Raw genomic sequence first — 15,338 nt, forward strand, 5'->3', positions numbered from 1 at the left:
TCCGCGACACCTAGCGGTTCCGCCTGGCTGCAAAATGCTTCAGCTGGTGGGCTGCGCCCAGCGATTTAAGCAATTCGAGCAAGGCGACCAACCCAACCGCGGCCGCCAGCACCGCAGCCAGATCGCTCAGCCTCGGTGGTTCAAATTGGAAGAGGGCGTTTGCGGACGGCCACAGGAGCACCAGTCCGAGCACTGTCGAGTCGATGGCGATGACGGCGCCAAGAGCGCGATTGGGTCTCAATAGCGCTGAGACCAGCGAGGCGCTGAAGGCACGATTGACCAGAACCAAGCCGACTATGCTTACCACCAGGGCAAAGAAAGTCAGGGCGCGGAGCTCATTTTCCGGAATCCCCCAGTCAAGGCCGAGCAGGAAGACAGCGGCGACAACTGCCCATGCCAGCACGCCCTGGACCAGGCTCCAAGCCATCAATGGACGCGTAAATAGCGCCTCTTCCGGATCCCGCGCCGGCCGCTCCATTATGTCTTCTTCCTCGGACTCCGCCTCGAAGACGAGCGAACAGACGGGGTCTATCACCATTTCCAGAAAAGCGATGTGAATCGGCCCGAACAGAATGGGCAGGCCGAACAACAATGGCATCAGAGCCAGCCCGGCGATCGGTATGTGCACGGCGAAGATGAAGCTCATCGCCTTTCGCAAATTGTCGTAGATGCGCCGTCCCAGCCTGATTGTCTTGACGATCGAACCGAAGTCGTCGTCGAGAAGAACGATGGAGGAAGCTTCACGGGCAACGTCCGTGCCGCGTCCACCCATGGCTATGCCGATGTCGGCGGCTTTCAGCGAGGGAGCATCGTTGACCCCGTCCCCGGTCATCGCGACGATTTCGCCGTTCGCTTTCAGGGCACTCACGATGGCCAGTTTCTGGTCGGGCATAATTCGCGCAAACACGGTGGTCGTCTTCACCGCCCTGCAAAGGTCTGCCGCGCTCAGCGCCCTCAGCTCTTCGCCCGTGACGACATCCGCGAAGTCCAATCCGGCCTCGCGCGCAATGGCCTTTGCGGTGGCAGGATAGTCCCCGGTGATCATAACCACGCGGATCCCCGCCGACCGGCAAGAGGCCACGGCGTCCCGAACCTCCGGCCGCAGCGGATCAGCCAGCCCGACCAGGCCTACGAATTCGAAAGCAAAGCCGGTTTGCTCATCGACCAATCTGCTCTCGGCATGTCGCGCGCGTGCCACCCCCAGGACTCTTAATCCATCGGCAGCCATGGCATCGGCGTCCTTTCGGATCGAGACGACCCGGTCCGCGCCCAAGCGACAAAGCTTTAGTATCGCCTCCGGCGAGCCTTTGGCGGCGACGAGACAATCCGGATTGCCCACGCCCGTCCGCCAGACGTTCGACATTGCCAGCAGCTCTGGCCGCAGGCCGTAGGAGCGGACCAGTTGTCGATCGCTTATGCCCGGCCGCCTCGGCAGTCTTTCAGACGCTAGCTCGTAAAACGCCTTTTCCATAGGATCGAAAGGGATCTCGGCACTGGCAAGCACACCAAGTTCGACCAGATCGCGGAATGCCTCGGGAACGACGCCTGAGCCATTCAGAAGCGAGAAGACGCCGCCGTCCGGCGTCCTCAACTCTGCAACGGCCATCTGATTTTTGGTCAGCGTTCCAGTCTTGTCCGTGCAGAGCACGGTCGCGGACCCAAGCGTCTCGATTGCTGCGGCTCGACGGGTCAGCACTCGCACCTGAGATATGCGCCAGGCGCCCATGGCCATAAAAATCGTCAGCACCATCGGGAATTCTTCCGGCAGCATCGACATGCCCAGGGCAATACCCGCCAATATCCCGTCAAGCCATCCGCCTCGCAGCCAGCCGTACAGCAGCACCACCAGTGCGCTGATGGTCGCGCCGGCCATGGCAAAAAATCGCACAAGACGTCTGGTCTGCATTTGCAGACGAGGCGCCTCGCTCTCCAAGCTGCTCAGCGCCTGCCCGATTGCCCCGATTTGCGTTCGTGCGCCGGTCGCCACCGCTTCACCGATGCCCGAGCCGCGAACAACAAGCGACCCCGAAAATGCGGCGGGGACGTCATCGCCGCCTGGCCGGTATTTGACCGTCCGATCCAGCGACGTGGCCGCTGCCTTCCTCACCGGAACGGATTCGCCGGTGAGCAAGGATTCGTCGACTTGAAGATCACGGCTTTGGACCAGCAGCAGGTCGGCGGGAATACGGTCTCCCTCCGCAAGCATGACGATGTCGCCGCGCACCACCTCGCGACCGGCAACGCGACGGCGTTCGCTGTCGCGCACGACCAGGGCGCGAGGGCTTGTGAGATCGCGAAGGGCCTCCAGGACACGCTCTGTGCGTGCTTCCTGGATGATCGTTATTGCAATCGACAAAGTGGCGAAACACAGCAGGGTCAATGCTTCCCGCAGATCGCCAAGCAGGAGATAGACCGCGCCACCACCAAGCAGGAGCGCAAGCATCGGCTCGCGCACGACCTCGATGGCAATTCTCAACGGTGTCCGACGCCTGGATCTGGGTAGCTCGTTCGGCCCCTCGGCCAGAAGCCTGGCCCGCGCCTCGGCTTCGCTCAGGCCGCAAGGCGTCGAAGCGCCCGGTTCTATTTCATTCGCTTGATGCTTGGCCGCGGCCCTCGGCATTTGCTCAGGTCCAAATGTTCCAGGGGTGGGCCCTGCCCTAATGCGACATCAGGACCGGCAAGCGAAGATCCGACAGAATGCCTTCTGTGGCTCCGCCAAGCACAAAGTCCCTCAAACGCGAGTGGCCCCATCCACCCATGACGAGCAGATTGCCGCCTATCTTCACGGCGTGCTCCTGCAGGGCTATGCCGATTTCCTTCCCCCCGGTTTGAATAGACGCCGCTGTCGCGCGCAGACCGCGGACTGCAAGCCCCTGCGCAAGACGTTCGGCGACATCCTGGCTTGGCAGCACTTTCTCGTCCGTAACCGTCACGATCGTTATCGCCGATGCCCGCTCCAGGAATGGCGCGGCATCCGCGACCGCCCTTGCCGCCACGCGGCTGCCGTCCCAGGCGATGACCACATGGCCAAGGACGCCGACATCCCTCTCGCCCGGAAGAATCAATGTCGGCCGACCAGAGCTGAACACAACCTCCTCGGCAGTCATCCGGGTGGCCTCGTCGTCTCGCGTCCAGCCCACCAGGCAGAGATCGAAGTAGCGCCCTTCCTTGGCTACAGTCTCTCCGATCAGGGCAGGCTGCGCTTTCAGTTCCTGCCTCGTCAGCGGCACGCCGCACCTCGCGGCGTCAGCCGCGACCGCGTCCAGCAATGCCTTGCCGCGGCTTCGGCTGGCAGCCTCGACCTCGCGTATCTTGGCGGGGAGGTCGAGCAGAAAGCTGGACAAGGCATTCGAAACGTCCGGAATGTCGACGTTGATGACCGCCGTATCCAGCATCGCGTCGAGCTGCCGGGCCACTGCCACTGCATTCGATACAACCTTGGGACCGGGAGGGTCGGGATAGGTCGGCAAGAACAGAGATGCTAAGAGCTGCATTGGCTTGTGTCCTTTGACGTTGTGCTTTCGCCGTCGGCAAATGAATCGGTCGATGCGCGTTTCCCGCTTTGATGCGGATCAACCTCGGTTCAGTCGGAGCAAGACAGGCCGAGGGCATCGAGTCCCGCCTCGAGGTGATCGCCCAGCAGCGGGTTGCCGCATAGATAGCGGGCCGTGCGTTTGTTGTGGGCGTAGGCGGCCTGCTGGCGGACCTCCTCCCATTCGGCCGCCTGGCCGTCATCCCTGCCGAGCCAGGTCAACGCCACGAGGTCGATCTGCTCGTCGATGGAGAGCTCCGAGATCAGCGAGCCAAGTTCTTCACGCACAGGATCGTCATTGTGGTCCTGAAGCACCGCAATCTCATTGTCGTCCGTGGGATTGGATCCCGCATCCGGCTCGGTAACCGCAACCTTGACGTCGAATTCATGTGCCTTGGCGATTATGAAGCAGACCTTCCGGACCGGAATTGCCAGCTCAGGCGTCTCGGCGTCCTCACTTCCGATTCCGCGTTTCATCCGACATCTCCTTTTCGTCCTCAGTACCTTCTCTTCGCGGATCGCGCGTTGCCCAAACCCTGGGAACCTTGACTACGGCGCACTGGACGCCCGGCATGGTCCCCTTATCGATTGAGGCTCCCGATGTAAGCGATGATGGCCTCGATCTGATCAGGGGCGGCCACGAACTCGGGCATATCCGGGTGGCCAGTGGAAATTCCCTCCGCCAAAGCTTCTTGCAGGTCTTCGATCGGATAGCGCAGGCGCAATGAACGAAAAGGCGGAGCATCGGGGTGGGTGCTCGCACCAGTCGGGCCAACTGCATGGCAGCGCGCGCAGTTCGTTTCGACCAGCCTCTTGCCATAGGCAATCTGCGAACCATCGCCCGCCCAGGCGGGCAATGCGAAGGCGACTGCAAACGGCAGGATCTCGAATGCTGTTCGACGTTTCATGGCATCCCGATACGCCATGAATGGACGCCGCGCCTTGACCTGGCTCAAATCGTCGAAAAAGCTCTATCGTTCAAGGACATACGTGCCGGGCGCCGCGCAAATCGCCTTCAAGCCGCCTGCGGCGTCGGACCGGTCGGCCGCGACCTCACGGCTGGAGTGGCGCGTCAACCATTCAACCCAGGCCGGTCACCAGGAGCCATATGCCACGGTCGCGTTCTTCGCCCATTCATCCGCGTCGACTTTTGTCACATCCCGCGGTCATCCGCCTTGTCGTGAATGCTCAGGACGGAGGAGCGATCGGCGGCAGATTTCCGCCCGCTCTTTTTGATCGCAACATTCTCAGGTCGGGAGGGTTGCCGCAGCGATGTCGTCGACAGTTGTTTCCGCCTCTTTCCGAACCCGCCCGGCTGTTTCGGTGGCAAGCTTGGCGCCGATGGAAGCGAACTTGCCGACCTCGTTCGCATAGTCGGAAGTGGCGTTCTGGACGAAGTTCGCGAACACGTCGAAAGCATCGATGAATTCGTCGCCGCCCGTCAGCTTGTCGAGGAGTTTCAGGTCATCCTCGAACCGCCGCTTGAGGAAGGACAAGCCTTCGATCTGGTAGCGCAGCAGGGCACGGATCGATTGGGCCTGCAGAGCGGCGCTGGCCCGCAGGTATTTCTGTCCCGTCTTGCCGAAAGGGAGCGACTCCGGCGCGCGAAAATCATCTGCATTCCAGATCATGACGTTTTTCCTTTCGCTCTTGGATTTCAACGTTTTGTTTTCGGCCGGCGAGACCGCGAGCGGCGCCCGAAGCCATAGCCTGCCGACGGATGCTTGCCTGTCTTGGACGAAGGCAATTCGAAATAGATCGCGGCCCCGGCAATAAAGGTGAGGCAGAGCACGGCGCCCCAGAGGAGGATGTCTTCCACAGACACGGTCGAGCCCCTTGTTGGTACCGTTCGAACATCGCAGGGCCTATTCAAACCGGCATTGATCGCGATCAATCGGATTCGGCTGTCGCGCCGTTTCGAGCGACCCCGCCGGCCCCTGCGCTGCCCCGACCGCGCATCTCGGCTTTGACCGTGATCAAGGCAAAGGGCGGCATTGGCGGCGACAAAGTCGACGAGTGTTGGGGACGCCTAGCGAGGAACGGGATGAAGGAACTGCCGCTCGCCGAAGTTTATCGGCTCATCGAACCCGGTCCGGTCGTCCTGCTGTCGACCAGATCCAGCGGCGGCCGCGCCAATGTCATGACCATGTCCTGGCACATGATGGTTGAGGTGGCGCCGCCCAGGATTGCCTGCATCGTGTCCAGCGGCGACCTCTCGTTCTTCACCTTGCGGCAGACAAAGGAATGCGTGATCGCGCTTCCCGCCGTCGAGTTGGCGGAGAAGGTCGTCAGGGTCGGCAACTGCTCCGGTCGGGATACGGACAAATTCGCTACGGCCTGGCTGACGCCGCTGCCCGCCGAGCGGGTGTCGGCGCCGCTGATTGCCGAGTGCTTCGCCAATCTCGAATGCCGCGTCGTCGATACGCGCCTGGTCAACAAATACAATCTGTTCGTCCTTGAAGTCCTGAAAGCCTGGATCGATCCGCAACAGCGGAGGCCGAAGACGATCCATCACATCGGGAACGGCGCCTTCGTGGTGGACGGCGAGGTGATTCATTTCGAATCCCGCAAGCCTTGAGGGCCCGGTGGCATGTTTTGATCCGCATCAAGGTGAACCCCTGCCCGCAAGATAGCCTCGGCGCATCGAAAACACTTAAAATCGAAGGCGCCTTCGATGAGCTACAAAACCATTCTCCTGAACCTCTGCATCGACGGTTCGATCGACCCCCTGACGCGGGTCGCCATCGATCTTGCCAAGCGCTTTGACGCACGCCTGATCGGCTTCTGTGCCGCCGACGCTCCATTGCCGGTGACGATGGCGCCCGAGGGCGCGGCCGTTGCCGCCGAACTCTGGGAACAGTCGAGGGATGAAATCCGGCGACAGATGAAGGAGCGGCGTAGCGAGTTCGACAGCCTTGTCGCCGGAGCGGTCAAGACAGACTGGCGTGGCTCGATCGAGAACCCGGATCACGCCCTGGTCAGGAGTTCACGCCTGGCCGACCTGATCGTCACCAGCGCCTCGCAGGGCGCATCCACGGGCGATTCCTACCGCACGGCCGATCCGGGCAGTTTGGTGCTGCGCGCCGGCAGGCCCGTGTTGGTCGCGGCCCATGGCACGGCGGATCTGCCGACTGGCAAGGTCGTCATTGCCTGGAAAGACACGCGCGAAGCGAGGCGCGCCGTGGCAGACGCCGTGCCGCTGATGGCCACGGCCAACGAAGTCACCATCGTCGCGGTCGATCGCAGGCCGGATGATTGGATCAAGGACGGCGTCAAGGACGTGGCGAGCTTCCTCGCTGGTCACGGCATCAAGGCGCGCACCGAAGTCATCAAGACGGACGACGATGAAGCCAACCGTCTCATTGATCTCCTCGCCTCGATCAATGCCGAATTGATTGTATCGGGCGCCTACGGACATAGCCGACTGAGGGAATGGGTGTTTGGCGGCGTTACCCGTTCGCTACTCAACGAGGTCTGGCTCAATCGGCTGATGTCGAGCTGACGCCGGTTCTGGAGTAACCAAAAAAGGGCAAAGGTGACAGGGCGCTTCAGCGCATCCTCGATGTGGTGCTTGATGTCGTGCGGCCGCGGTTCTTTTCGATGCATTGATCGAGATCAAATCCTTCCCAGCCTATTCGGGCATATGCGTTGCAAGCAGGCACTTAGGGTATCTTCACTTGATGAGAAAAGCGGTCGCGCGGCTTGTCGATGCGTGCAACGCCGAAAGAAGCAAGGGATCGGACTTCCCAACCATCTGGAGGGATGTCCTGAAGGCGCATCCGTGCGTGCGCGGGCAACCGGTCCAGGACAGTGGAGAGGACGGTCCCGTCTTGAGAGTTCCTCTGATCACCGGCCAATTCCTCGTCTTCCTGGGCTCGCATTTCTCGCTTCTGTGAACTGGGCGTCCAAACGGCTCCCCGGGTCGGTTGGGCGCCCCGCCACCAATTGAGATCGAACTTCGGGTAACGATCGGGGAACAACTGCCTCGTTCAAGGCTGGAGCGCCGCAACAATTCGCCCCTCGGCCGAGGACCCTGCTCACGATCCCATCCGGTTCCCGGCGATCAGGCCGACCTCACGCCGTCGCGACAGCGTATTTGATCGATTCCACTGAATGTTTGACGAAGTCCTTGCAGATCTCGCCCACCAGCTTCGCATTCAATGACGGCTGGTAGTGCCTGCGCATTTCGCCAAGTGTGCGCGGATCGGCGATCACCAATATGTGCTCACACGCCTCCTCCAGCGCCTGGTGGTTGAGATAGGCCGCAACCGATCCGGCAAAGTCGTCTTCACGCAGCCGGGACTCGTCCGGATTGGCGGTAGAGCTGCGATGCCTGCCGCCGGATCCTGCACGGGCCACTTCAAGGATGGGGTCCTCAACCTCGATCAGATCGAGATGAGGTTCGTGGCCTTTGTTGTGAAACAGCCGCAGCTTCTCGCCGTCCGTAACCGCGACAAGGGTGCCATTGTTCAGGATCATATGTCTCTCCGCCATCGGATCGGGCGGGCATTCGCCCGCCTGGTGCATCAATACGGACAAGGAAATTGCAGATGCGGTGGCGCTGCCTTGACCTGGATCAAGCAAGGCAAGGGCATTCCGTCAGCGGCCTGAGCGGAGGCTTCTACTTCGGGCAGAAGGCCGAATGCAGCGCCTCGATGACGGTCAGCACTTCCGGCCTTGTGATGCGGTAGTAGACGGTCGTCCCGTTGCGGCGGGCTTCGACCAGCCCATCGGCCCTCAGCCGCATGAGCTGTTGCGACATCGGCACCTGATCGATGTCGAGCAGTTCTCGGAGCTCTGCGACCGAACGCTCCTCGTTGCCAAGCGCGCACAGCACCAGCAACCGCTGCGGATGGGATAGGCTCCGAAGCAGTTCCGCCGCCCTGCCCGAGGCCGGGATCATATCTCTTACATTCATGTTCTTGAATTTATATTCTTTGAATGTTACATGCAAGCTCGCTATTCGGGTTCACCGACGCCGTCACCTTACAATCGTGCCGCCCCGTTTGGAAATTGAGCCCGATCAACGCAGAACCCGGCTTTCCGCGCAGAATGCTGCGGACGGTCGAACCACGGGAGGATCATCATGTCCCATATCATCGTCCTTGGAGCAGGTCTCGGCGGCACGATCATGGCGTACGAAATGCGCGCCAAGCTGCGCAGCGAGGATAGGCTGACCGTCATCACGCTCGGCACGTCCTATTCCTTCGTGCCTTCCAATCCTTGGGTGGCGGTCGGTTGGCGGGAGCGCAATGACGTCACTGTCGATCTGGCGGATACCTTCAAGCGGCGCGGCATCGCGCTGCGTCCCGAAGGCGCGAAGAAGGTGCATGCCAAGGAAAACCGCGTCGAGCTCAACGATGGCTCCTTCGTCGACTACGACTATCTGATCATCGCGACAGGCCCCGATCTTGCCTTCGACGAGGTGCCGGGTCTCGGACCTGCCGGATATACCCAATCCATTTGCAACATCGATCACGCCGTCGCCACGCGGGCAAGGTTTGAGGAACTTGTCCGCAATCCCGGTCCAGTCATTGTGGGCGCGGTCCAGGGCGCCTCCTGCTACGGCCCGGCCTATGAATTCGCTTTCATCCTCGACACCGCGTTGCGCAAGGCCAGGGTGCGCGACCGCGTGCCGATGACCTTCGTGACGCCGGAACCCTATATCGGCCATCTCGGGCTTGACGGGGTCGGCGACACCAAGGGTCTGCTCGAAAGCGCCATGCGCGATCGCCACATCAAATGGATCACCAATGCGAAAGTGACTTCGGTCGACGCCGGTCTGATGCATGTCGAGGAAGTCAACGAGGATAGTACGACCAAGGCCAGGCATGACCTTCCCTTCGCCTTCTCGATGATGCTGCCGGCGTTTCGGGGCGTTCCCGCGTTGATGGGGATCGAGGGCCTGGTCAATCCACGCGGCTTCGTCACCATCGACAAGCACCAGCGCAACCAGACCTACCCCAATGTCTTCGCTGTCGGCGTCTGTGTGGCCATCCCGCCGGTCGGCAAGACGCCGCTGCCCGTGGGTGTGCCGAAGACCGGCTTCATGATCGAATCCATGGTCACGGCGACAGCCGAAAATATCTCCGCGCTGCTCAAGGGCGAGCAGCCGAGGGCCGTGGCGACCTGGAACGCGGTCTGCCTCGCCGATTTCGGCGACGAAGGCATAGCCTTCGTGGCGCAGCCGCAGATCCCGCCGCGCAACGTCAACTGGTCCTTGCAGGGCAAGTGGGTGCATGCGGCGAAGGTGGGGTTCGAGAAATATTTCCTCCACAAGGTGCGGCAGGGGAAGAGCGAGACCTTCTACGAAGGGCTGGCGCTCGACATGCTCGGCATCAAGAAACTCAAAGCCATTCACACAGAGCCGGCCGAGTGACGCCGGCGTATCTTCAGGAGAAAAGGATCATGACGATAGACAGGGCGGTTCTCATGTTCGCGGGCTTCATGGTGCTGATATCGCTCGCGCTCGGCATCTACTATTCGCCTTACTGGTTCCTGCTGACCGCGTTCGCCGGGCTCAACATGGTGCAGGCGTCGGTCACGGGCTTCTGCCCGGCGGCGATGGTCTTCAAGAAGCTCGGCTGCAAGCCCGGCGTGGCGTTCAAGTAGCGGCACGTCGTCGAGCAAAGGCGTAAGCCGGGAGGACGGACAAGTCGTCTCCCGGCCCATTTCAACAGACCGGGACAAGCGCAATGAGAACCATGCGATCGACCCTCGCGAACATTCTTCTGATCGGCGCCGCCGGCCTTGTCGCGGTCGATGCGCGCGCGGCCGAATTCATCGTCAAGGCCACGACGGTCACCGAGATGAAGGCGGTGTATGGTCAGGTGGAAAGCCGCACCATCCTGCCGGCCAGAGCGAGGATCTCCGGGACCGTCTCGTCCATCCGGGTCACGGAAGGTGCCGAGGTGGGCAAGGGCGACGTGGTCGCCACTGTGGTCGACGACAAGCTCGCGCTGCAGCTCAGAGCCGCCGACGCCAAGATCGCGGCGCTGAATTCGCAACTCGACAGCGCCCGCACCGATCTGCAGCGCGCGCAGGACCTGCTGGCCAAGGGTGCCGCGGCTCAAAGCCGGGTCGACGCGGCAAAGACGCAGTTCGATGTCGTCACGAACCAGCTTGCGGCCGCGATCGCCGAAAAGGCGGTCATCGAGCAAAGCGCCAAGGAAGGCGATATCCTGGCTCCGGCCGGAGGCCGGGTGCTGACGGTTCCCGTCGCGGCCGGCTCGGTGATCATGGCGGGCGAGCCCGTCGCGCGAGTGGCGTCGGGCCAGTATTACCTACGCCTGTCTTTGCCGGAACGGCACGCCGTCGAGATAACGGAAGGCGCCCAAGTCGATATCGGCCAACGCGGCACGGGCACCAATGCCGGCTTCGTCAAGGCTGGCGAAGGCCGGATCGCAAAGGTCTACCCCGAGATCGAGAATGGCCGCGTGATTGCCGACGTCGAGGTCGCCGATATCGGGACCTATTTCGTCAACGAGCGCACGCTCGTGTCCATACCGGTCGCCAAGCGGACCATGTTGGGCGTTCCGCCTGAGGCACTCAGGATCGTCCACGGCATAGACTATGTCACAGTCGAGATGGCGGACGGGCCGCTTGACGTCGCGGTCGTGCGGGGCGGAACATTCCAGGACGCCGGCCAGCCGCGCATCGAGATCCTGAGCGGTCTTGCCGATGGCGACAAGGTCGTCCTGCCATGAAACTCGGCATCGCCGGGTGGCTGACCCGTTCCTTCATCGCATCGCCGCTGACGCCCCTGTTCCTGCTGGCCGCGCTGGCGCTCGGGCTTGTGGCCTTGATCACGCTGCCGCGCGAGGAGGAGCCGCAGATTTCCGTACCCATGGTCGATATCCACGTGTCCGCGAACGGCCTGAAGGCGGAGGATGCCGTCAAGCTGGTCACCGAGCCGCTGGAGACGATCATAAAGGGCATAGACGGGGTGGAGCACGTCTACTCGCAAACCATGGATAACGGCGCGCTGGTGACCGCCCGCTTCAAGGTCGGCACCAGCTCGGACGCCGCGATCCTGCGCGTGCACGACAAGGTCCGCGCCAATATGGACCGCATCCCCGTCGGGATTCCGGAACCGCTGATCGTCGGGCGCGGCATCGATGACGTGGCGATCGTGGTCGTGACGCTGACGCCGGCGCCAAAGGCGGCGGCGCGGTACTCCTCGGCGGACCTGACGCGCCTGGCGCATGAGCTGCAGGTCGAGGTCGCAAAGCTTCCCGATATCGGTCTCACCTACATCGTCGGAGAGCAGCCGGAAGAAATCCAGGTCGAGCCGGATCCGGAAAAGCTTTCGCTGTACGGTATCACGCTGCAGCAACTGACCGGCAAGATCGCTGGCGCCAACCGCTCCTTCCAGATCGGCACGGTTCGCGACGAGGGCAATCAACGGGTCCTGGTGGCCGGCCAGACGCTGCAGGCCCTGTCCGACATCGGCAACCTTTTGCTGACGGCCCGCGACGGTCGCCCGGTCTATGTGCGCGACGTCGCCAGCATCGTGCTTGCGACGTCGCCGGCGGAGAACCGCGTCATGAACGTCGCCAAGTCCGGAACCGCCCTCTCGCGCGCGCCAGCCGTGTCGGTGGCGATCGCGAAGCGACCAGGCACCAATGCGGTCGTCATCGCCGATACGATCGTCAAGCGCCTGGATCAGGTGCGCGGCCAGATCTTCCCTAAGGACGTCGAGATGGTCGTGACGCGCAACTACGGCGAAACGGCGAATGAGAAGGCCAATGAACTGCTCTTCCACCTTGGGCTAGCGACCGTCTCCATCGTGCTGTTGGTCGCCGTCGCCATAGGCTGGCGAGAAGCTCTGGTGGTCGCCGTCGTGATACCCACGACGATCCTGCTGACCATGTTTGCCTCGCGCATCATGGGCTACACCCTGAACCGTGTCAGCCTGTTCGCGCTGATCTTTTCCATCGGCATCCTCGTCGACGACGCGATCGTGGTCATCGAGAACATCGCGCGCCACTGGGCGATGGACGACGCACGTTCGCGCACCCAGGCGGCGATCGACGCGGTCGCCGAGGTCGGCAATCCCACCATCGTGGCGACGCTGACCGTGGTGGCGGCGCTGCTGCCGATGCTGTTCGTCTCAGGCCTCATGGGCCCGTATATGAGCCCTATCCCGGCCAACGCCTCGGCCGCGATGCTGTTCTCCTTCTTCGTCGCGGTGATGCTGACGCCGTGGCTGATGATGAAACTCGGCCGGAAGGATCAGACCGTCGCCTACGATCATGCCGCCAGCGCGCATGGCGGCGTACTGGGACGGGCCTATGTCACGGTGGCGCGACCGATCTTGAAGTCGCGTTTCAGGGCGTGGGCCTTCCTCCTGATCGTGGGCATCGCCACGCTCGGATCCATGGCGCTGATCTATACCAAGCACGTGACGGTCAAGCTTCTGCCTTTCGACAACAAGACCGAACTCCAGGTCGTGGCGGACCTGCCCCGGGGCTCGTCGATCGAGGACACCGACCGCGTGCTGCAGGCAGCCGTGAACCGGCTGGCCTCGGTGCCGGAGGTGGTGTCGTTCCAGACTTACGCCAGCGCCTCGGCCCCTTTCAACTTCAATGGCCTGGTGCGCCATTACTACCTGCGATCGAGCCCGGAGCAGGGCGACATCGCCGTCAACCTGCTTGCCAAGGGCGATCGCAGCCGTGCCAGCCACGCTATCGCGCTCGACATGCGCGAACGCCTCAAGGGAATGGCGATGCCGGAAGGCACAGTGCTGAAGGTGGTCGAGCCGCCCCCAGGGCCGCCCGTGCTCGGCACGCTGCTGGCCGAAGTCTACGGCCCTGATGCCGAGACCCGGCGCGCAGTTGCGGGCAAGGTGCGCCAGACCTTCGCCAGCATTCCGTTCATCGTCGACGTCGACGACAGCTTCCACAACCAGCCGGAGCGGCTCCGGCTTTCGATCGACCAGGACAGCCTGGAGTACTACAAGGTCGAGCAGGCGGACGTGTACGACACGCTGAGCTATCTCTATGGCGGGACCACGGTCGGCTACTCGCACCGGGGAGGCGGACGCCTGCCGATCCCCATCCGCATCGCTTTGTCCAAGACAAACAGCGCGGTCGGCCAGCGCGCCCTGGCAACGCCGGTGGCCGCCAACGCGCTGCCCGGCGCGCGCGACATTGTCGAGCTCGGCGACATCGTGCGGGTGAGCCGGGAGCCGGCCTCCTACCCGATCTTCCGCCACAACGGGCGGCCAGCCGAAATGGTGATGGGCGAGCTGGCCGGCGCGTTCGAGGCGCCGGTCTATGGCATGCTCGCTGTGGACGACGCGATCGCCAAGGCGGACTGGGGCAATGTTCCCAAGCCGGAAATCGCGCTGCACGGCCAGCCTGATGACGAATCCAGACCCACCCTGTTGTGGGATGGCGAGTGGGAAGTGACCTGGGTGACGTTCCGCGATATGGGCGCCGCCTTCATGGTGGCGATCCTCGGCATCTACATCCTCGTTGTCGCGCAGTTCGGCTCGTTCAAGCTGCCGCTGGTCATCCTGACCCCGATCCCGCTTACGCTCATCGGCATCATGCTTGGCCACTGGGCCTTCGGAGCGCCCTTCTCGGCGACCTCGATGATCGGCTTCATCGCGCTAGCCGGCATCATCGTGCGCAATTCGATCCTGCTGGTGGATTTCATCCGGCACGCCAGGGCCACTGACGGACCGCTCGTTCCCGTGCTGCTCAAGGCCGGCGCGATCCGCTTCAAGCCGATCCTGCTCACCGCGCTCGCGGCCATGATTGGCGCTGCGGTGATCCTGACCGACCCGATCTTCCAGGGCCTTGCGATATCGTTGCTGTTCGGCCTCGCCTCCTCGACGCTGCTCACGGTTCTGGTGATACCGGCAATCTATGTGGCATTGAGGACTTGAGGAGATCATCGCCGAGCTTTGCGGCAGGCGCAGGCGTGGCGGGATGCCGCCACTCCCGGCTTGTCGTCGCTGGCATCGCGAATCGGCTCACAAAACGCCGGTGGCATCGTCGGCATCGACGTAGAGACGGGTGCGGGCTTCGTCTCTCCAGGCGAACATGGGGCCGGCAGGTGAGCCAGCCCCATGGCAGAAATCGCAGGGCTTGTCAGGCCGCTAGGGCACCCGATTTCTTCGCCGTCCAGGTGGCGATGTAGTCCATCAGGCCTGGGTTGAGGCAGTCATAGGGTTCGAGCCCGATCGATTTGAGCTGGGCGCGGATGCCGGCCATGCGGCTCGGATCGACGCCGGATTCGATGATCGACGACACGAAGGCGGCAAAGCCCGGCGGCGACCAGCCATCCTCCTCGAAGCGCTCGGGATGGATGAAGGACAGGCCCTTGAAGGGATGGTCGCGCTCGACCGGACCGTACATGTGCACGCCGCAGCCGGTGCAGGCATGGCGCTGGATCAGCGCTGCCGGGTCGACCACCTTCAGCTTGTCGCCGTTCTCGGTGACGGTGACGTCAGTTGTGCCGGCAACGGCAACCACCGAGAAGATCGCACCGTCCGGCTTCCAGCACTTGGTGCAGCCGCAGGCATGGTTGTGAGCGATCTGGCCCTTGACCTTCACCTTCACCGGATTGCTGGTGCAGGCGCAGACCAGCGTGCCGCCGGAGAAGGAGGCGCTTTCCTTGGGCAGGCCATTGTCGATCTTCGGATGCAGTTTTTCCGCCATTCCACCTTCCTCCATGTTTGACCGCAGGGGTCGCGGATTGCCCGCGGCCTGCGGCTTCCTCAGTAAACCACGACGCTGCGGATCGATTTGCCCTCATGCATGAGGTCGAAGCCCTTGTTGATGTCCTCCAGCTTCAG

The 15,338-nt window shown here is 62.7% G+C and carries 14 protein-coding genes; 6 read left to right on the forward strand and 8 right to left on the reverse strand.

All coding sequences use genetic code 11. The features are described from left to right. Positions 1-10 precede the first annotated feature (10 nt). The 5 genes from EN853_RS30440 to EN853_RS30460 all read right to left on the reverse strand — a co-directional run bounded on the left by EN853_RS30440 (position 11) and on the right by EN853_RS30460 (position 5,163). On the reverse strand, positions 11-2,620 hold the full coding sequence (locus tag EN853_RS30440) for a cation-translocating P-type ATPase (protein ID WP_127862704.1): 2,610 nt from the start codon (positions 2,618-2,620) through the stop codon (positions 11-13). A 37-nt stretch (positions 2,621-2,657) separates the two neighbouring features. Further along, positions 2,658-3,494, reverse strand: a complete 837-nt coding sequence (locus EN853_RS30445; RefSeq protein WP_127862705.1) for a universal stress protein — start codon at positions 3,492-3,494, stop codon at positions 2,658-2,660. An 89-nt stretch (positions 3,495-3,583) separates the two neighbouring features. Next, a complete protein-coding gene (locus EN853_RS30450) occupies positions 3,584-4,009 on the reverse strand; it encodes a DUF3775 domain-containing protein (RefSeq protein WP_127862706.1) in 426 nt (141 codons plus the stop codon). 104 nt (positions 4,010-4,113) lie between these two features. Next, a complete protein-coding gene (locus EN853_RS30455; RefSeq protein WP_127862716.1) occupies positions 4,114-4,440 on the reverse strand; it encodes a cytochrome c in 327 nt (108 codons plus the stop codon). A gap of 339 nt (positions 4,441-4,779) precedes the next feature. Continuing rightward, complete coding sequence (locus EN853_RS30460) at positions 4,780-5,163, reverse strand: phasin family protein (RefSeq protein ID WP_127862707.1); 384 nt, start codon at positions 5,161-5,163, stop codon at positions 4,780-4,782. A gap of 413 nt (positions 5,164-5,576) precedes the next feature. On the opposite strand from EN853_RS30460, the gene EN853_RS30465 reads away from it, so the two are divergent. Next, positions 5,577-6,110, forward strand: a complete 534-nt coding sequence (locus tag EN853_RS30465) for a flavin reductase family protein (protein ID WP_127862708.1) — start codon at positions 5,577-5,579, stop codon at positions 6,108-6,110. A 96-nt stretch (positions 6,111-6,206) separates the two neighbouring features. Then, positions 6,207-7,034: a universal stress protein gene (locus EN853_RS30470; protein WP_127862709.1), complete on the forward strand. Its 828-nt coding sequence runs from the start codon at positions 6,207-6,209 to the stop codon at positions 7,032-7,034. 572 nt (positions 7,035-7,606) lie between these two features. Here EN853_RS30470 and EN853_RS30475 read toward each other — a convergent pair. Further along, positions 7,607-8,011 (reverse strand): host attachment protein, encoded by a 405-nt coding sequence (locus EN853_RS30475; RefSeq protein ID WP_127862710.1) that lies wholly within the window; start codon positions 8,009-8,011, stop codon positions 7,607-7,609. Between the two features lie 142 nt (positions 8,012-8,153). Continuing rightward, positions 8,154-8,435: a metalloregulator ArsR/SmtB family transcription factor gene (locus EN853_RS30480; RefSeq protein WP_348632621.1), complete on the reverse strand. Its 282-nt coding sequence runs from the start codon at positions 8,433-8,435 to the stop codon at positions 8,154-8,156. A gap of 183 nt (positions 8,436-8,618) precedes the next feature. Here EN853_RS30480 and EN853_RS30485 point away from each other — a divergent pair, with 183 nt between their 5' ends. From EN853_RS30485 to EN853_RS30500, 4 genes are all read left to right on the forward strand, one after another. Next, entirely contained in the window at positions 8,619-9,911 is a 1,293-nt protein-coding gene (locus EN853_RS30485; protein ID WP_127862712.1) for an FAD/NAD(P)-binding oxidoreductase, read from the forward strand. Between the two features lie 29 nt (positions 9,912-9,940). Then, positions 9,941-10,144 carry a DUF2892 domain-containing protein gene (locus EN853_RS30490; RefSeq protein WP_127248327.1) on the forward strand — a complete coding sequence of 68 codons (204 nt, stop codon included), beginning with the start codon at positions 9,941-9,943 and terminating at the stop codon, positions 10,142-10,144. An 83-nt stretch (positions 10,145-10,227) separates the two neighbouring features. Beyond that, positions 10,228-11,238, forward strand: coding sequence for an efflux RND transporter periplasmic adaptor subunit (locus tag EN853_RS30495; protein WP_348631619.1), 1,011 nt, complete (start codon positions 10,228-10,230; stop codon positions 11,236-11,238). After that, on the forward strand, positions 11,235-14,426 hold the full coding sequence (locus tag EN853_RS30500; RefSeq protein ID WP_127862713.1) for an efflux RND transporter permease subunit: 3,192 nt from the start codon (positions 11,235-11,237) through the stop codon (positions 14,424-14,426). Before EN853_RS30495 ends, EN853_RS30500 begins: the two co-directional genes overlap by 4 nt. Positions 14,427-14,631: 205 nt before the next feature. Here EN853_RS30500 and gfa read toward each other — a convergent pair whose 3' ends face one another. Continuing rightward, positions 14,632-15,201: an S-(hydroxymethyl)glutathione synthase gene (gene gfa, locus EN853_RS30505; protein ID WP_127862714.1), complete on the reverse strand. Its 570-nt coding sequence runs from the start codon at positions 15,199-15,201 to the stop codon at positions 14,632-14,634. Positions 15,202-15,338: the final 137 nt, after the last annotated feature.

Source organism: Mesorhizobium sp. M1C.F.Ca.ET.210.01.1.1 (genome assembly GCF_004791585.1).
In the GTDB taxonomy this organism is placed as follows: Bacteria; Pseudomonadota; Alphaproteobacteria; order Rhizobiales; family Rhizobiaceae; genus Mesorhizobium.